The sequence below is a fragment of the Streptomyces flavofungini genome (genome assembly GCF_030388665.1).
GTDB lineage: Bacteria > Actinomycetota > Actinomycetes > Streptomycetales > Streptomycetaceae > Streptomyces > Streptomyces flavofungini_A.
Genome location: NZ_CP128846.1, coordinates 3,564,116 through 3,580,833, shown reverse-complemented (window position 1 = coordinate 3,580,833; position 16,718 = coordinate 3,564,116). Strand labels below are relative to the sequence as shown.

Sequence of the window (16,718 nt, the reverse complement as noted above, 5' to 3'; positions counted from 1 at the left end):
TCGGCCCCGCCGGTGCTCCTTCGGTCCTGAATGATCCACGGTGTCCTGAATGGTCCACGGGTGGACACCTCTGCGGTTGACGCGTACATTGCGCCGGTCGTGCCGCGCCGACGCCCGGGGAGGGGCATGGGCGGCGCCGGCCTCGCTCTCGCAGCGCTCATTCGATCTCGACCCGTGGGGGACCGCTCCGTCATGTCGTACACGCCACCGCTCATGCCCTCGGCACCGCCGCCGCCGTCCGCCCCCGCCCCCGCCCCCGCCCCCGGTGCCTGGCTGAAGTCGCCCGTGGGTCTCGCGAACGCCACGGTGGCGCTGCTCGGGGCGGGCATCGCCGTCGACCTGTTCTCGCTGGTGGCGGGTGGCGGGGTCTACGGCGTCGTGAGCGATGTGCTGGACGGGGGCTACGGCGCCGTCACCGAGGACCGCCTCGACCGGGCGGACACGCTCTACGGCGTCTCCGGGATCCTCCAGGGCGCGGTGATGCTCGGCACCGTCGTCCTCTTCCTGTGCTGGTTCCACCGGGTGCGGGTGAACGCCGAGGTGTTCGCGCCGGACGCGCACAGCAAGTCGCGGGGCTGGGCGATCGGCGGCTGGTTCGTGCCGATCGCGAACCTGTGGTTCCCGCGCCGGATCGCCGTCGACATCTGGGACGCCAGCTCCGGCGATCGCCGGCTGCCGGGCACGGGCCGGGAGAACGAGCGGCGCACCCTCCTCAACGCCTGGTGGACGCTGTGGCTGACGACCGGCATCTTCGGGCAGATCGCCTCGCGCCAGTACAGGGCCGCCGAGGAGCCCGAGAAGATCCAGCAGGCCGTCGTCTCCCTGATGGCCTCCGACCTCATCAACATCGCCGCCGCCGTCGTCGCGATGCTCTTCGTGCGCCGCCTCACCGCGATGCAGGACGCGCTGGCACGCTCGGGGCCGGGGCGGCCCTTCTGACGCGGCCGGTCACGTGGATCATCCGTGGCCGAACGCGTGGATCATCCGCGCGTGCTGTGTCCGATCCGTGCTTTTGGTGGCGCGGGCACGCGCCCTGTGGTGTATTCGGCCAGAAGCCGGAAACAACGGTTCGAGCACAGCGGGGGCACGGAGATGGGCTACTGGGGGTACTACGTCGTGGGCAGGAGCGCGCGGCCGCTCGGGGAGTTCGACGCGGTGGCGGGCGTACGCGACCGGCTCACGCTCCTTGAGGAGCGGGCCGACGGCTGGCAGGTCTGGGAGTGCCCGGGCGACGGTTCGGTGGACGTCGGCAACATGAACGCGCTGGCCCGGGAGACGGAGGCACCCGCGCTCTTCGGGTACGTCCTGGACAGCGACTGCGTGGTCGTCGAGGCGGCGGCGCCGGAGAGCGGCGCGTGGACGACGTGTCTGGCCCGTGAGGCGATGGCCGGGTACCTCGGCGATGACGAACTGACCGTGGAGGACTACTTCCTGGAGCCGCGCGACGCCGCCGAGCGCGCCGTCGCCTGGGCGGCGGAGTCGGGCCGCACGGCGCGGCCCGCCGCGCTCCTCGACGTCCTCACCGCGGCTCCCGAACCGTCCGCGGAGGAACTGTTCTTCAGGTTTCTCGACCGGCTCGGAGTGTTCCCGCAGTAGCCTGTCGCGCGCAGCGTCGAATTCCAGCCGCTGTGACGTTACTGAGCCTCCGCACGCAGTAAGGGCAAGTGGGGCATGCGGAGGTGCCCAGTCCGCGACAGGAGACGGCGTACGTCATGAGTACGAGCCCTTTGCCCAGTTCCGACCCGCAGGCGTGGGCGGGCGACGTCTGGCCGGATAGCGCGCTCCGTGCCACCGGAACGTCGGATACCGGCCAGCCGAGCCTGGTCGGCCTCATCGCCCTGGCCGACGAGACCGCCCTGGCCGCCAGCGGCCTCGGCTGCCTCGACCGCTGCCTGCCGCTGCTCGGCGACGACGACCAGGTCCTGCGCCCGCTGTGGGTGAGCCTCGCCGACGGGACGGCGTGGGAAGGGGCGTGGGAAGGGGCGTTGGGGGAGGTGCGGGGGGTGCTCGGGGCCGGGGAGGCGGGTGAGTCCGGCGGGGCTGGTGCGTCTGGTGAACCCGGCGGGGCTGCTGCGTCTGCTGCGTCCGGTGCGCCCGGTGCTTCCGGTACGGCTGGTGCTTCTGGTGCCTCCGGCGCCTCCGGTGCGTCCAGTAGTGCTTTCGGCGCCTCCGGTGCGGACGCCGACGCCGTCGCCCTCGCCCGGCGCATGCTCGACGCCGCCCCCGCCGCCCGCTCGGCCGACTCCCTGCGCGCCTGGGCCGACGGCTGCTCGGCCGCCGCCCTCCAGATCCACCGGCTCCTCGACGCCGGGAACGACGGCGTGTCACCGCTCGTCTCCGCCGAACTCCGGCGCCAGGTGCGGGTCCTCGAACTGCTCGGCGGCCGCGCGGGCACCGGCGGCGGTCTGCGCCAGGTGCTCGACGTGTCGACCGAGGGACGGCGGGTCCTGCGCGCGGTGGTGTCGCGGTCGCGGCGGTCGGGGGCGGGGACGGCGGGGACGGCGGGGGCAGGGACGGACCAGGACTCGCAACGGCGCCGACGAAGCCGCCGTCGGGCACCGTGAGTTGGCGCACCGCGCCTTCGACGCGCTGGAGCGGGCGGTGCCGGGCCCCGGCCCTCCCAGGCCGGGACCGGCACCGCCCGCTCCGTGATCGCGCCCGCTCCTGGGCCCTGTCAGGCCCTCAGGTGCCAGGCCTTTTAGGCCAGGCCCTCAGGCGTCAGGGCGTCAGAGCCTCGCCCAAGTGCGCCTTCGCGGGCGTACCGAGCTGCGTACGCCCGTAGTAGACGCCGCTCTTGAGCACCGGCGCCCCCGAGGCGTCGGTGTCCACCTGCAGGACCGTGCCCGTGCCCTCGTCCTCGCCGTCCGCGCCGATCGCCAGGTCCGCGCGGCCGTCGCCGTCGAAGTCGGCGAGGGTGACGGCCGAGCCGAGCCGGTCGCCGGACTCGGTGGAGCCGGGTACGTCCGGCTCGTCCTGGCTGACGGCGAGGGAGCCCGCGCCCGTCAGGCCGGACGCGGTGCCCTTGAAGAGCAGTGACGTTCCGGCGTCCGTACGGGACTTGCCCGCGCGCGTGATGTCCTCGCCCGGCGCGCCCGCGAGGACGTCCGCGTGCCCGTCCTTGTCGACGTCGCCCACCGCCACCGACCAGCCGAGCGCGTCGCCCGCCTCGGCCGCGCCCACCACACCGGGGCTCGCCTGGTGGACCGTGGACGCGCCGGCGGAGGAGAGACCCGAGGACGTGCCGGGCACCACCGTCACCTGGCCGCCCGCGTGGGCGCCCGACTCCGAGGTGTAGGGCTGGCCGATGACGAGGTCGTCGCGGCCGTCGCCGGTCACGTCGCCCGCCGCGACCGAGCGGCCGCCCTTGACCGTCAGCGTGCTCACCCGGCTGAGCCCGGAGCGGGTGCCCTTGAACCAGACGACCTTCCCCTTCCCGGCCGCGTCGCGGTAGGTGAGGGCCACGTCGGCGTACTTGTCGCCGTTGAAGTCGCCGGACGCGGCGTCCGCGTACGCGATGGCCCGGTCCCCGGACGTCACGGTGCCCGCCGTCTCGCGGCCCGCCGCGAACCGCGCCGACCAGCTGCCGCCCGTGCCCGTGGCCGCGGCGAACACGTCCGCCTTGCCGTCGGCGTCGAAGTCGCCGACGGCGACCGCCGAGCCGAACCGCGCGCCGCTGTAGGCGAAGTCCTCGGACAGCTGCATGTCCGTGCCGGACGTGAACTTCGGGCCGTACAGCATCGTCACGGCGCCGCGGTCCTTGTGGCCCGAGGTGTCGTCCTCGCCGGGCGCGCCGATCACGAGGTCCGTGTTGCCGTCCCCGTCGATGTCGCCCCAGGCGGTGGCCGCGCCCCACTCGTCGCCCGGCTCGCTCACACCGGGCACGCCCGTGCTCGACTGCGTGAGCGTCTTCTTCTTCCCCGCCGCCGGGCCGCCCGCGCCCCCCGGCACGATGGTCACCGACCCCCTCGACCCGGACGCGCGCGGCGTGGCCGCGACGAGGTCGACGGTGCCGTCGCGGTCGAAGTCGGCCGTGGGGGCGGCGGGCGCGGCGTCGGCCGCGTACGCCGTCGTGCCCGCCGTGACTCCGGTGCCGCCGAGGACGACCGCCCCGATGGCCAGCCACGCCCCGCGGTGCGCCTTTCGCAGGCTCACATGCCTCAACCCCTCTGGTGAGCTCCTGGTGAATCAGCGAGTTCGTACGACTACCCGGAGAACGGAAGGGTTGTACGGGGAGGTGCGGAATGTCGCGTGAGCTTTCCCTCACCGCACCGGTGTGACAACGGGGTGGACGGCCACGCAGGGTTCATGGGACGGGTCGCGTGAGAAAAGCGTGAGAACTGAGAACGCGGACGCGAGCCGTGGGCGCCTGAGCGCGTGGTCGGGAACGGGAAGGTCGGCGGGACGAGTGGGCACTGTGGGGCACAGAGCGGGGCACGGGACGCGGGGCGGCCGGCGTCGGAGCCGGGGCGTGGCCGCCGTCCTCGTGGCCGCCGCGACGGCGGCCACGCTGACGGCCTGCGGCGCCGACGACGAGCCGGTGCGGCTGAGCGGGACCTTCGAGCAGCAGCTGCCGCCGGACCAGGCGCGCGGCACCCAGCTCGCGACGGAGGGCATGCGGCTGCTGAAGTCGGCGCGGTCGCTGCGCCTGAACGCCGCGATCAGCAAGGGCTCGGCGACCGCCGGGACGGCCCAGCGCATCGAGGTGTCCCTGCGCGTCGACCGGCACGCCAACTGCACGGGCACGTTCGACGGCGGCCAGGGCCAGCGCGGCGAGCTGCTCGTGGTCGAGGGCGGCGCCACCCACATCCGCTTCACCGAGGCCTCCCTCGACGGCCTGCTCGCCCAGGCCGAGGCGGAGGACCCGGCGGCCGCCGCGGCCATCAGGCAGCGGGTCGCGCTGGTCCGCGGCAAGTACCTGCGGATGCCGCAGGACAACGTCGCCTTCTCCAAGGGGATGTGCGACCTCAGCCGTCTGTCCCAGGCGCTCGACGGGCTCGGGGACGAGGACTTCGAGGGCACCGTCCGGGCCGAGCGGCCCACGTACCGGCACGGGCGGCACGTCATCCCGGTCGTCGACGTGGAGCGCGGCGACACGAACGTCATGTACGTCGCGGCCGAGGGCGAGCACCGCATCACGTCCTACGAGGCCGAGGAGGACGGCGAGCGCCGGGTCCTGAGGCTGTCCGACTACAACGAGCCGTTCGAGGTGCGGACGCCGTCCGCGGCCGAGGTCGTCGACGCGAGCGAGTTCGGGGGACCGGCGGGGGCCGACCTCTTCGAGGTCTGAGCCGCACCGCCGGCGAAGAACGGGCCCGGCTGCCCTCGGTCGACTCAGACCGTGGGGCGCGTCCGGCTCCCTGGAGTCGGGTGGCTGCACGTACGCGTCCTGGCGCTCACTGGCGCTTGAGGTACAGGCTGCGGCCGCAGTCGGCCGCCATCCACAGTTCCTTGTCGCCGCCGCCGAGCATCGGGGTGTTGCCGTACGTGATCTCCTTGGCGCCGGGGTTGACGGTCACGGTGACCCCCTCCACGCACCAGTTGTCCTTGGAGTCGCGCGGGGTGAAGTGCAGGTACACCGGATAGTGCGCCAGTTCGTCGGTGTCCAGTTGCGGCTTGCGCGGGTCGTTGCCCGGCGTGTTCAGGACGTTGGACCCCGCGCCGAAGGTGAACGTCTGGGACTGGCCGCGCTGGAAGTCGTTCGTACCGGTGTCCAGGACGAACTCCCGGCCGCAGATGCCCAGGGCGATGTTGCCGTCGGTGTCGGCACCGCTGGTGTCCGCGGTCCAGACGCTGGCCTTGATGGTGGTGATGAGCACGGTTTCGCTCCTCTCGGACGGAAACGGAAACGGAAGCGGGTGCGCGTCGTCGGGAGGGCGCCTTCGGCACCAGTGCCGGTACCCCCGCCTTCGGCGGCGATGGCCCTTGGTCAGGGTCGGCGAAGCGGCGGGAAATCGGTACGGCCCCTCCTTGTCGCTGGCTTCCGCTTCAACCCTCGGACCGCGGCCGCGCGGACGCAGGCTCCTGAACGTCCCTCACTCAGGGCCGGTTGGCCCGAACCTCCGGGGATTCTGAGAGGTCGAGCGCGATGTCCAGCGCCCAGGAATCGATGTCCTTCCAGTCCCGGAAGTCGCCGTATCGCCCGCCCATGAGGCGGAAGACGAGCCTGCCGAAGGCGGGCAGATGCCAGGGCAGGAGGGCCCCGGCGAACATCCGGTGCCCGCGAGCGGGAAGCGCACGCGTCACCTGGGGGAGCGGCTTCGGCTCCTTCGCGTGCCGCTCGAACCAGCCACCGACCGCGGGCGCCATGCTCACGCTGAACAACCAGATCGGATGCTCACCGAGCTCGGCCCCGCAGGCACGGAGGAATCCGCCCGCCTCGGGCATCCAGGCACCGCTGTGGACGGCGCTGCCGAGCACGAAGGCGTCGTACCCGGCGCACCGCCGCCTCCCCTTCAGCCGACGGACGTCGACCTGGTGGCCGTACTCGCCGAGCCGCAGGCCGATCCGTTCGGCGATGCCACGGGTGGCGCCGTGCTCGCTCGCGTAGCCGACCAGTACGCGCATGTCGCCTCCTTCGAGGGCGAGGCCCTCGGGTGAGGTGTCCGCGCCGCCGTGAGCGCCCGGCGGCGCGGACACGAGCGGTGCGCCGCCGCGGGCCTCAGCCGTGACGCACGTGGATGGTCCTCGTCCCCGTCTTCGTGTCGGGGACCGGAACGGTGATGGTCAGCACCCCGTCCTTGTACGCCGCCGTCGCGTCGTCGCCGCGGGCCCCGGCCGGCAGGCGGACCGAGCGGGCGAACGTGCCATAACGGAATTCAGTGTGGTGCCTGCTCCCGGCCTCCTCGGCGCGCTCGGCACGCAGCGTGAGAACGCCGTCGGTGACGCTGATCTCGACGTCCTTGTCCGGGTCCACGCCGGGGAGTTCGGCCCGCAGGACGTATGTCCCCTCGGTGAGACTCTCCTCGATGCGGATGCCGTGCAGCCCCGGAACCGCGTGCAGGCCGGGCAACCCCGTGAAGCCCTCGACCCAGCTGAAGAGGTCGGGCAGCGGCGTCCAGCCGGGCAGCCGCTCGATCATGTTGGTCATGTCGTCCTCCTTCGCCCGTTGCCTGGCTTCTTGCTCTACGCCAAGCGTCGCGCCTCACCCTGAGGGGGTGCGAGAGCCGGTCGGCCGCGCGCAGGGGCCGCCCGGCCCCGGGGCCGCGGGGGCGTCGGACGGACCGGCCCAAAGGGCTAGGCAGTCAAGGAGCACGCGGCCGGGGCGGGACCAGCTCCTGGGGCATCTCGTCGACGCCGCGCGCCGAACGGCTGCTGCCCCTCGCGTGGGGCCCGGACCTCGGATGTCGCGGCGGATCAGCCGGGCTGCGTTGATGCAACGGCCGGGGCCGCCACCCCCCACAGGAGAGGCCCCGACCGTCACACGGTACGAACCGCGTGGCGGTCCGTACTCCCTTCTGCGTCCCGGGTGCGTTTTCTGTCACACCGCGATGTGTCACCCGCTAGTTGCATGTTGTACAAACATGGACGCGCACCGGTTTCACGCCGTAGCGTGCAGGTTCGCGCCGCGTTGAGAGCCACCTACGCGACCGCCGGCCGGACCACCGCGAGCGGTGCAGCGGCGCACGACCGCGAGAAGACAGACCCGTGAGAGCGGCGCCTGACCAGGCGCAGAGGGGCACGCAGTGCAGGGGGAGGACGACGCTGAGCTGACCGCCGCCGTGCATGCGGCACAGGACGGGGACGAGACCGCGTTCCGGACTGTGTACCGCTCCGTGCACCCGCGGCTGCTCGGCTACGTACGTACGCTCGTCGGCGACCTCGACGCGGAGGACGTCGCGTCCGAGGCGTGGCTCCAGATCGCCCGCGACCTCGACCGCTTCAACGGCGACGCGGACCGCTTCCGCGGCTGGGCCGCACGCATCGCCCGCAACCGCGCCCTCGACCACATCCGGATGCGCGGCCGCCGCCCCGCGATCGGCGGCGACGAGACGGAGCTGACCGGCAAGCCCGGCGAGGCCGACACCGCGGGCGAGGCGATCGAGTCCCTCTCCACCGACGCCGCGCTCGCCCTCATAGCCCAGCTCCCGCAGGACCAGGCGGAGGCCGTCGTGCTGCGGGTCGTGGTCGGCCTCGACGCCAAGAGCGCCGCCGAGACGCTGGGCAAACGCCCCGGCGCGGTCCGTACCGCGGCCCACCGCGGCCTCAAGCGCCTCGCCGAGCTGATGAGCGCCGACGACCCCGCACAGGGGCGCGGACTCGGCGCCGTACCCCCGCAGCCTGACCCGCACGGACGTGCGGTGCCACCGTCCCCGTGTGTGACGCATTCGCGTACGCGGACGCAGAAGGACATGTGATGGCCGACGAGCAGTACAAGTGGCTGGACCGCGATGCGGCGGAGCGGTTGCTCCGCGGCGAGCGGCTCGACGGCATCGGCGATCACGAGCGCGAACAGGCCGAACGCCTCACCGAGGCCCTGATCGCCCTCCGCGCGCAGACCCCCGCGAAGCCCGCCGGCCCCGCCCCCGCCGCGCAGACCGAACTGCCTGGTGAGGCCGGGGCGCTTGCGGCGTTTCGCGCGGCGCGGGGGGCTGGTGGGGTTGCTGGGGCACCTGGGGTTTCCGGAGCACCTGAGGTGCCTGGAGAGCCTGGGGTCTCAGGAGTGTCTGGAGCACCTGGGGGCTCCGGAGCGCCTGGGGTCTCCGGAAGGCCTGGGGCCCCGGGAGTTTCCGGCGCACCAGGCGCACCTGGTGCCTCCGGCGCCTCCGGCGCGCCCGGTGGCGCCCCGACCAACATCAGCCCCGCGGCCCCCGCCAACCCCGGCACGTTCGGCGACACCCGCGCCCCCGGCGTACCCGGCGCGCCCACCGCCCTGGCGACGCCTCCCGACCGGCCCGACCGGCCCGACCGGCCCGACCGTCCCGATCAGGCCGACCAGACCGTCCGCATCGGCCGCACCACCCCCCGCTCCGCCCGCTGGGCGCGCCCCGTCCGCCTCGGGGTGGCCGCCGCGCTCGCCGCCTGCATGGCCGGCGGGGTCGCGGTCGCTGCCGGGGCCGGGGTGATCCCCTCGCCGTTCACGCGGAACGAGCAGGGGCCCGCGACCAGCGCGTCCCCGGTGGCGACGCCGGAGCAGCCGCTCAGCACGCCGTCGGACGATGCCGTCGACCCGCCCGACGACGTCCCCGACGACGTCAGCTCCGCCCCCGAGGACGACCCGTCCAAGCCCTCGCAGGGCAGCACGCCGCCCGAGGGCGAGGACGACACCAAGGCCCCGGGCGGCTCCGAGGGCGCCGACGGCGACAAGGACGCCGCCGACAAGCCGGACAAGGGCCCGGGCCCCGGCACCGGCGAGGGCGAGCAGCGCGGCGACGCCAGGAAGTGGCGCAAGCGCGTGATCTCCGCCTGCCGCGACTACCGCAGCGGCGCGCTCCAGGGCGACAAGCGCCGCCGCCTGGAGGAGGCCGCGCGCGGCGCCGAGCGCGTGCAGCGGTTCTGCGAGCGCGTCCTCGACGGCAAGGGCGGCGGCAAGGGCGGCAAGGGCCACGGCGACGACGGTGGCAGGGGCGACGGAGACGGCGACGACGGCCACAGCGGCGGCGGGGACCACGGCCCCGGCAACGGCCACAGCGGCCCCGGCGGCCACGCCCCGCCCGTCGTGCTGCCCGCCCCGCTGCCCCGCCCCTCGGCCTCGTACAGCGCCCTGCCGGTCCGCTGACCCCGGTCCGTGCATCCGCCACGAAGGTGTGACCCAGACCTCACCGCCAAGGTGTGACGTTTTCCGGATCGGCGGCGCAGTAAGAAGTGAGCCGACTGGTCATCGGCTGCGCACGAGCCGGGGTTCCCCCCGTACCTACGGCTCAGTGCCACTGGCGCGGGCGGGATACGTTCCCCCGATCCCGCCCGCGCCGCAGTTTTTGCGCCTGAGCCGGCGCCGCTCTCGCGGACCGAATCGCTCGCCGCTGTGGTTGCTCGATCGGTCGCTGCGGCTCGTCCTGGCCTACTTGTAGACGACTACCTTGTCGCCCGTCCTGACCTGCTTGAAGAGCTTCGCGATGCCCTTCTTGTCGCGTACGTTCACGCAGCCGTGGGACGTGCCGTTGTAGCCCCTGGCCGCGAAGTCGGACGAGTAGTGCACGGCCTGGCCGCCGCTGAAGAACATGGCGTACGGCATCGGGGTGTCGTACAGCGTCGAGACGTGGTCGCGGTTCTTCCAGAACACCTGGAAGGCGCCCTCGCGCGTCGGGGTGTACTCCGAGCCGAAGCGCACGTCGACCGTCGTCACGGCCCTGCCGTCGATCATCCAGGTCAGCGTGCGGCTCTCCTTGCTGATGCACAGGACCCGGCCGGTCAGACAGCGCCGGTCCGGCTCGGCGGGCGGCATGCCGCCGTCGGGGTAGAGCTCGTCGCGCGTGGGCTCGCGCGTCATGGCGAGCAGCCGGTCCCAGGTGCGGGTGTCGGTCGCGCCGGTGCGCAGCAGCCCGCGCTTGCCCTGGAAGCCCTCGACGGCGGTCGCCGTGACCGGCCCGTACGTCCCCGTCGGGTTCTGCCCGAACCAGCCGATCTGCCGCAGCCGCGCCTGGAGTTCGCGCACCTTCTCGCCGTCCTGACCGCGCGCGAGGACCACCGGGCCCGGCTCCGGCGGGGCCGGTGGCGGCGGGGTGCTCGTGCGCGGCCGTGGCGGCGGTGTGGACGGCAGGTCCGGGGCCTTCGACTGCGGCAACTCGGCCCGTGACACCGGGGACTTCATCTTCTTCAGGGGTGATTCGCTCGGTGTGGGCGAGGAGTTGGCGGAGTTGTCCGAAGCCGCACGGGTGGTTGGCGACTTCTCGCCCTCGCCCGCCGTCTCCACGGCCTGTGCCGTGCACCCGCAGGCCAGGGCCACGACGGCCACGGCTCCCGCCGCCGCCCGTCCCCTGGCTATCGCGTCCCTGCTCATCGCATCCCCCACACCGCTCCACTGGACAGCACACCCCGAAGTGTTTCCCATCAGCGAATGCTTGTGAAGCCTGCGTCAGTGGTGCCAGGCCTGCCCGTCCACGTTGTGGATCATGCGCTGGAGGACCTTCAGGGCTTGTATGTAATCGGCGTCGTCGATGCCCTCATGGATCTCCGCACGGGTGCGCTCCTGCAGCGCCGCGACCCGGTTCCGCAGCTCCTCGCCCGCGTCCGTGAGGCGCAGCGGGGCATCCGGGACGTCCGGGGCCTGGGTGAGCAGGCCGCGACGGATCAGGGAGTCGATGTCGTGCTCCAGCGGCCCCTCGCCGAACTCCAGGTAGCCGCGCAGGACTTGGACGACATCCTTGCGGTCGCGGCCGTTCTCGTGGCCGACGAGCTGGTTCAGGACCCACCACTGGGGCTGGGTCAGCCCGTTCTCGGCGAGCATGGTGCGGATGTGGTGGACGACGGCCTTGGCCGCCGCGGAACTCCAGTAGCCGATGGGCTGGTGGACCAGGTCGGCGTCACTGTGGGACGGGGCGAAGGGGGGCTTCGTCCGGGCGGTGGTCGTGGCGGTGGTCGCGGTGGCGACGGCGATCGTGTTCGCATTCGTGTTCGTCATGCCCTTGAACCTAGGACCTCAAGTTTGGTTGAGGTCAAATACTTCCTGAGGCCTTCTTCGTCCTGTCCGGTCCAGGCGATGTATCCGTCCGGGCGGATCAGGTGAAGACCGGGTCCGTAGGGGGCGCAGTCGGCTGTGCGCCGTACGCGTGCCATCTCGCCGTTCAGCGGCGGGAGTTCGGCGTCCGTGGCCACCGCGAGCAGCGTGAAGTGCGGGCCGCGGAGGGCGTCGAAGAGGCGTCCGGCGCCGAGCGGGGCGTCGGGGGCGCGGTCACCCGCCCGTGGTGCGGTGTCCGAGGTGGCCGTCGACGTGTCGAGGGAGGTGTCGAGGGAGAGCGACGAGTCCCGGTAGCCCAGGCCGAGTTGGCGGGTGGCCGCGCCGCGCCGGTCGGTGCCGTGGTGGATGCGCGTGGACAGCTCCAGCATCCGTGCTGCGACCGCCCGCCGCTCCTCCTCGTACGTGTCGAGCAGCCCCGCGTCCGCCCCGTGCCGCAGCACCGCGCCCAGCTTCCAGCCCAGGTTGTAGGCGTCCTGCACGCTGGTGTTCAGGCCCTGGCCGCCCGCGGGGGAGTGCACGTGCGCCGCGTCGCCCGCGAGCAGGACGCGGCCCGCGCGGAAGGTGTCCGCGAGGGCGGCGCGCGGCCGGAAGTCGGAGGCCCAGCGGACCTCGGTGACGTCGGCGGCGGCCAGATGCGTGCGCGCGGCCACCGCCTCGCGCACGCCGTCGGGGGACAGGTCGGGCTCGGCGCCGCCGGTGAACCGGGCGACCAGCTGGAAGTCCGCGATCCCCGGCAACGGGCAGATCGCCGCGAAGTCGCCGCCGCTCGCGGCACCTTCGGACGGGTGGGTGCCGGGCGGCGGGAACACGTGCCAGTTGTTCCGGTCGAGCGCGCCGTCGGCGATGCGGATGTCGGCGACGAGCATGGGCTGCGGGTCCACGGTCTCCCCGGTCATGCCGATGCCGAGCGCGCGCCGCACGGCGGAGCGGCCGCCGTCGGCGGCGACCACGTACGCCGCGCGGACCGTGCCGCCGCCCGCCAGGCGCGCCGTGACCCCGTCCGCGTCCTGCGTGATCCCGGTGACCTCCGTGCCGAAGGCGACCGATCCGCCGAGCTCGGTCAGGCGGGCGTACAGGATCTCCTGCGTGCGCCACTGCGGCACGAGCACCGGACCCGCGTACGGCGCCGAGTCCGTCGGCTCCGGCTCGTCGAACATGCGGTACTCGCCCTGCTGTTCGCCGCCCTGCCACACCATGCCGACCGGCGGCGCCCCGCCCGCCGCCAGGATCGCCCCCGCCACCCCGAGGTCGTCGAAGACCTCCAGCGTGCGCGGCTGCACGCCCTTGCCGCGCGAACCGGGGAAGAGGCCCGCCGCCCGCTCCACCACGAGAGCGCGCACGCCCCGGCGCGCCAGGTCGCAGGCGAGGGTCAGGCCGGTGGGGCCGGCGCCGACGACCAGGACCTCGGTCGTCGGCGTCACCGGCGACTCCGCTGTAGGTGATTCCTGAGGGTTTCCACCCGTTGCCTTAACGCTGTTAAGTGCCATGCCCCGAGGGTGCGCTTAACGGTGTTAAATTGTCAAGGTGGCTACGACACGACTGGACCGGCGGCGGGTGGCGCGCGTCGCGCTCGGCCTCCTGAACGAGACCGGCCTCGACGGCCTGACCCTGCGCGCCATCGCCAAGGAACTGGACGTCAAGGCCCCGGCCCTGTACTGGCACTTCAAGGACAAGCAGGCGCTGCTCGACGAGATGGCGACGGAGATGGTGCGCGGCGCCGCGGCCGACCTCGCGGGCACGCCGGACGCCGACTGGCGGACCACTGTCACGACGGCGATGCGCGCCTTGCGCCGCATGCTGCTGCGCTACCGCGACGGCGCGAAGGTCTACAGCGGCACGTACTTCACGGACACCTCGTACGCGGCCCCCGTGGAGGCCCAGCTGCGCCGCCTCACGGAGGCGGGCTTCACCCCGGCCGCGGCGGCCCGCGCCCTGCTGACCCTGACGAGCTACACCATCGGTTACGTCATCGAGGAGCAGGCCACGGGGCCGCGCCCGGGCGCGGAGGGAGCGGGCGGCACGGGCGGCGAGGGCGGCCAGGGCAGCGAGGGGTACGACCTGGTCGCGCGCGCCGAGCGCCTGAAGGACTATCCGCTGGCGGCGGCCGCCGGCGAGGAGATGTTCCGGCGGTACGAGGAGGGCTTCGAGGCGGGGCTCGCGGCGGTGGTGGCCGGGGTCGGGGTGACGCTGCGGAACGGGTGAGTCGCTGGCTCACGGGGGTGGCGAGGGCGTGCGTAGCTCGGCCCAGCCCCGCTTGCCGGGGCCGTTCCGCGCGGTCGTGCCCCACTCCTCGGCGAGGGCGGCGACCAGCGGCAGCCCTCGGCCGCTCTCCGCGCAAGGGTCGTACGGCCGCATGACCGGCAACTCGCTTGCGGCATCGTGTACTCCGATCTGCGCGGCACCGCTTCCGAGGCGGGCGAAGCGGGTCTCGACGTCCCGGCCACGCGTGCCGTGGGCGTGACGCAGGTCGTTGGTCAGTAGCTCGGAGAGCACGACGGGCGCCGCGTCCTCGATGCCCGACGCGCCCCAGCCGGCCAGGCTCTTCCGCAGCGCCTGCCACGCTCTGCTCGCGGAGCGTGGATGCCGTGGCCGGCGCAGAATCACTTCCTCGTCGTCGGTCGTCACCTTGAAGTTCCCTCGTCACCCCGTGTATCGGCGTCTACCTGACGAGCGTCCCAACGTGGGGCTACCCTCACCAAGAGTTACGGCTTTCGTGGATCGGCGCGGAAAGCGAGGGCAACGACTCCCGCACAGAAGGAACTTGACCCGACGACGTCCTTGGCAGCGCTCTACGGCACGAAGTTGCGCAAACTCCGCCACCGGTCCGGGTGGACCCAACGTCAACTGGGCGACCGGGTGCCCATTGGTCACAGCCGCATGGCCCAGTACGAACTGGGCAAGGAGACGCCACCCAGGGACGTCTCGGACGCCTTGGACCGACTGCTGGGCGCCGACGGCGATCTGAGCGAGCCGTGGGAGCACGTGCAGCGGGAGGCGATTCCGGATCGGGCGCGGAAGTAGGGGCGGCGATTGTGTCGAGGTCGCTGACGGCCTTCCGGGCGTGCTGCCCGTGCGGGACAGCAAGCGCCCGGGAGGCGCGGTCATAGTCGTTTCGGCGGAGGCTTGGGTGGCCTTTGTCGATCAGCGGACGTGGTTGGTCCAGCCGACCTTCAGATAGGTGGTGCGGACCCGGGGATTGGCCCCGAGATCGCTGGCGTTCTCCAGGACGCGACTGGTCTTCGGGGTGATGAAGTAGTAGGGGCCGTCCACGTAGGTGTGGGAAGCCCCAGAGGGCTTGAGTTTGAGCTTCTCCTTCGGAACCTCCACCTTGCGGCGGAGGTTGATCACTGTGCCCGGACGACCCCGGCTGTCCTTGACGTTCGGCGTCATGGTCACCCCCGGGGTCTCTGCGGCGATCCGGAACATAGCGGAGCGCAGCTCAGGGCTTGCGGGAGAGTCCGCCAGCAGCGACATGATCTGGAAGTACCGATCCGCGGCGTTCTTGGGAAAGTGGGTCTTCAGTTCTTCCGGTTCGGTGGGGAGCCGGTCGAACTCCTTCCAGGACAGCGACCGTTCGCCCACAAGCCAGTTGTGGCCCGTCGGGGTCAGCTTGCCCTTCGCCTTCCGGAGCCAGGCGTTGCCCGACCGGTCGCTGTACACGGTCAGCAACACCGGGGCCCTGCCGGGAGGGCCGTCCTTCGCTTCGTAATGGAACATCCAGTACTTTCCGCGGGATGCCGGTGCCTTGGCCGATACCTCCGCCATGTCATTCAGGAACCGCGTGGCCGTCGAGGCCGCGGATGTGGACTCGCTCCCCACGTCCACCGCGGGACAGGCAACCGCGCCCGCTGCGAGCACCGCCACCGCCGCACCGGCCACCAGCACCCGACGGCGGGTGGGCCGCACGGCTCGTGACGGCGCCCCGCGTCCGAGGACGACCAGCGGTTCGTCCGACAGAACGGCCGCTGGGGCGGCCAGTAACCTGTCCTCCCGTTCCGCCAAGGGCCTCAGCCTCGCGCGCGCGGCGGCGATCGTACGTGCCGATGGCGGTGCCACGGCGCCGGCCGCGACCAGTTCATCGGCGCCGGGAAAGTCGAGAATCTCGTCACGCTCGGTGCGTTCGCTCATGTCGGGTCTCCAGTCATGTCGCGCGCGGCGCCCTCGCGCATGCGGGTGCGGGCGCGGTGCAGCCGGGTGCGCGCCGTCGCGGCGGGTATGCCGACCACGGCTGCGGCCTCGGTGGGCGTCAACTGCTCCCAGGCGACGAGGAGCAGTAACTCCCGTTCGCCAGGCGGCAGTCCCGCCAGCATCCCCCGCAGCCGGGGCGCCAGTGCCGCCGCCACGAGCCGGTCGTCCACCGCCTCCCACGGGTCGTCAGCGCCGATGTGCCGGGGGATGCCGGGCCGGTGTGCCGCGAGCCGCCGCCAGTGGGCGGACAGCACGTTCCGGGCCACGCCGAACAGCCACGCCCGTACGGAACCGCGCGCGGGGTCGAAGCCGCGGCGCGCCTCGTACGCCCGCAGCCACAGCTCGGCGAGGAGGTCGTCGGCCGCCTGGGGCGCCCGGCGGGCGAAGTAGCCGTGCAGGTCGGTCGAGTGGCGCTCCACCAGCGGCGCGAAGGCGACCGGATCCCGCGCCGTGCGGATCGGCCGTTCCAGGTCGTCCGGGTCCTTGCTCACGGGGCCTCCGTCTCAGGACCGCCGGTCGGCGGTCTCATCTCGTACTTGCCGCATGGCCGCCGGAGCGTTCGCGGGGAGAAGTGTGTGCGGGGGAGGAACTGTTCGCGCGTTCGCGCCCGCATGACCGGGCGTTCGTGTCAAGCACCTCCGGGCGGCCAAATTCACTCGCGTGGATCGCGAAAATCGGACCGTTCAGTTCCGAGATCCGAATGAACCCATCTGCCATTTCATAGAAGGCGGCGCGCGGCTGGACGGTCATACAGTGCGAGTTCATTGAGGTGAGGGGCGTCATTCACTGGAGGTTCACGGAGAGAATGGCCGGGAGGCCTCATCCCGAAGGTTCGGCCATTGAGTGGGCCGCCGGGCCCTGTAAACATCAGGTCGCCGCCGGGCCGTCAGCCCGGAATCCATGAACACGACGCACC

The 16,718-nt window shown here is 72.8% G+C and carries 19 protein-coding genes; 9 read left to right on the top strand and 10 right to left on the bottom strand.

Going from position 1 to position 16,718, the window contains the following annotated elements:
- Positions 1-192 precede the first annotated feature (192 nt).
- The 3 genes from QUY26_RS14460 to QUY26_RS14450 all read left to right on the top strand — a co-directional run bounded on the left by QUY26_RS14460 (position 193) and on the right by QUY26_RS14450 (position 2,564).
- Positions 193-939, top strand: a complete 747-nt coding sequence (locus tag QUY26_RS14460; RefSeq protein WP_289946653.1) for a DUF4328 domain-containing protein — start codon at positions 193-195, stop codon at positions 937-939.
- 153 nt (positions 940-1,092) lie between these two features.
- The gene (locus QUY26_RS14455) at positions 1,093-1,596 is read left to right on the top strand and encodes a hypothetical protein (RefSeq protein WP_289946652.1); all 504 of its coding nucleotides are present in this window, start codon (positions 1,093-1,095) and stop codon (positions 1,594-1,596) included.
- Between the two features lie 116 nt (positions 1,597-1,712).
- Positions 1,713-2,564, top strand: a complete 852-nt coding sequence (locus QUY26_RS14450; protein WP_289946651.1) for a hypothetical protein — start codon at positions 1,713-1,715, stop codon at positions 2,562-2,564.
- Positions 2,565-2,718: 154 nt separating this feature from the next.
- Here the strand turns inward: QUY26_RS14450 and QUY26_RS14445 are convergent, their stop codons facing one another.
- Complete coding sequence (locus QUY26_RS14445; RefSeq protein ID WP_289946650.1) at positions 2,719-4,152, bottom strand: FG-GAP and VCBS repeat-containing protein; 1,434 nt, start codon at positions 4,150-4,152, stop codon at positions 2,719-2,721.
- 316 nt (positions 4,153-4,468) lie between these two features.
- Between QUY26_RS14445 and QUY26_RS14440 the strand changes: the two genes are divergently transcribed.
- Positions 4,469-5,287, top strand: coding sequence for a hypothetical protein (locus QUY26_RS14440; RefSeq protein ID WP_289946649.1), 819 nt, complete (start codon positions 4,469-4,471; stop codon positions 5,285-5,287).
- Positions 5,288-5,393: 106 nt separating this feature from the next.
- Here QUY26_RS14440 and QUY26_RS14435 read toward each other — a convergent pair whose 3' ends face one another.
- The 3 genes from QUY26_RS14435 to QUY26_RS14425 all read right to left on the bottom strand — a co-directional run bounded on the left by QUY26_RS14435 (position 5,394) and on the right by QUY26_RS14425 (position 7,087).
- Entirely contained in the window at positions 5,394-5,816 is a 423-nt protein-coding gene (locus QUY26_RS14435) for a hypothetical protein (protein WP_289946648.1), read from the bottom strand.
- 220 nt (positions 5,817-6,036) lie between these two features.
- Positions 6,037-6,564, bottom strand: coding sequence for a flavodoxin domain-containing protein (locus tag QUY26_RS14430; RefSeq protein WP_289946647.1), 528 nt, complete (start codon positions 6,562-6,564; stop codon positions 6,037-6,039).
- Between the two features lie 94 nt (positions 6,565-6,658).
- Positions 6,659-7,087, bottom strand: coding sequence for an Hsp20/alpha crystallin family protein (locus QUY26_RS14425; RefSeq protein WP_289946646.1), 429 nt, complete (start codon positions 7,085-7,087; stop codon positions 6,659-6,661).
- 595 nt (positions 7,088-7,682) lie between these two features.
- Here QUY26_RS14425 and QUY26_RS14420 point away from each other — a divergent pair.
- Both QUY26_RS14420 and QUY26_RS14415 read left to right on the top strand, forming a co-directional pair.
- The gene (locus tag QUY26_RS14420; protein ID WP_289946644.1) at positions 7,683-8,354 is read left to right on the top strand and encodes an RNA polymerase sigma factor; all 672 of its coding nucleotides are present in this window, start codon (positions 7,683-7,685) and stop codon (positions 8,352-8,354) included.
- A complete protein-coding gene (locus QUY26_RS14415; protein ID WP_289946643.1) occupies positions 8,354-9,715 on the top strand; it encodes a hypothetical protein in 1,362 nt (453 codons plus the stop codon). The genes QUY26_RS14420 and QUY26_RS14415 overlap by 1 nt, the downstream gene beginning before the upstream one ends.
- 282 nt (positions 9,716-9,997) lie before the next feature.
- On the opposite strand, the gene QUY26_RS14410 is transcribed toward QUY26_RS14415, so the two are convergent.
- The 3 genes from QUY26_RS14410 to QUY26_RS14400 all read right to left on the bottom strand — a co-directional run bounded on the left by QUY26_RS14410 (position 9,998) and on the right by QUY26_RS14400 (position 13,101).
- On the bottom strand, positions 9,998-10,936 hold the full coding sequence (locus tag QUY26_RS14410) for a L,D-transpeptidase family protein (protein ID WP_289946640.1): 939 nt from the start codon (positions 10,934-10,936) through the stop codon (positions 9,998-10,000).
- Positions 10,937-11,011: 75 nt separating this feature from the next.
- Positions 11,012-11,557: a MarR family winged helix-turn-helix transcriptional regulator gene (locus QUY26_RS14405; RefSeq protein ID WP_289946638.1), complete on the bottom strand. Its 546-nt coding sequence runs from the start codon at positions 11,555-11,557 to the stop codon at positions 11,012-11,014.
- Positions 11,554-13,101, bottom strand: coding sequence for an FAD-dependent monooxygenase (locus tag QUY26_RS14400; RefSeq protein ID WP_436840329.1), 1,548 nt, complete (start codon positions 13,099-13,101; stop codon positions 11,554-11,556). The genes QUY26_RS14405 and QUY26_RS14400 overlap by 4 nt, the downstream gene beginning before the upstream one ends.
- 28 nt (positions 13,102-13,129) lie before the next feature.
- On the opposite strand from QUY26_RS14400, the gene QUY26_RS14395 reads away from it, so the two are divergent.
- Positions 13,130-13,816 carry a TetR/AcrR family transcriptional regulator C-terminal domain-containing protein gene (locus QUY26_RS14395; protein WP_436840506.1) on the top strand — a complete coding sequence of 229 codons (687 nt, stop codon included), beginning with the start codon at positions 13,130-13,132 and terminating at the stop codon, positions 13,814-13,816.
- Positions 13,817-13,825: 9 nt separating this feature from the next.
- Here the strand turns inward: QUY26_RS14395 and QUY26_RS14390 are convergent, their stop codons facing one another.
- The gene (locus QUY26_RS14390) at positions 13,826-14,239 is read right to left on the bottom strand and encodes an ATP-binding protein (RefSeq protein WP_289946633.1); all 414 of its coding nucleotides are present in this window, start codon (positions 14,237-14,239) and stop codon (positions 13,826-13,828) included.
- Positions 14,240-14,392: 153 nt separating this feature from the next.
- Between QUY26_RS14390 and QUY26_RS14385 the strand changes: the two genes are divergently transcribed.
- The gene (locus QUY26_RS14385; protein ID WP_354670686.1) at positions 14,393-14,635 is read left to right on the top strand and encodes a helix-turn-helix domain-containing protein; all 243 of its coding nucleotides are present in this window, start codon (positions 14,393-14,395) and stop codon (positions 14,633-14,635) included.
- Between the two features lie 40 nt (positions 14,636-14,675).
- The gene (locus tag QUY26_RS14380; protein WP_436840328.1) at positions 14,676-14,792 is read left to right on the top strand and encodes a DUF397 domain-containing protein; all 117 of its coding nucleotides are present in this window, start codon (positions 14,676-14,678) and stop codon (positions 14,790-14,792) included.
- Here the strand turns inward: QUY26_RS14380 and QUY26_RS14375 are convergent.
- Positions 14,756-15,742 carry a hypothetical protein gene (locus QUY26_RS14375; protein ID WP_289946630.1) on the bottom strand — a complete coding sequence of 329 codons (987 nt, stop codon included), beginning with the start codon at positions 15,740-15,742 and terminating at the stop codon, positions 14,756-14,758. The two genes, QUY26_RS14380 and QUY26_RS14375, sit on opposite strands and share 37 nt — an antisense overlap.
- Positions 15,739-16,293 carry an RNA polymerase sigma factor gene (locus QUY26_RS14370; protein ID WP_289946628.1) on the bottom strand — a complete coding sequence of 185 codons (555 nt, stop codon included), beginning with the start codon at positions 16,291-16,293 and terminating at the stop codon, positions 15,739-15,741. Before QUY26_RS14370 ends, QUY26_RS14375 begins: the two co-directional genes overlap by 4 nt.
- Positions 16,294-16,718 lie beyond the last annotated feature (425 nt).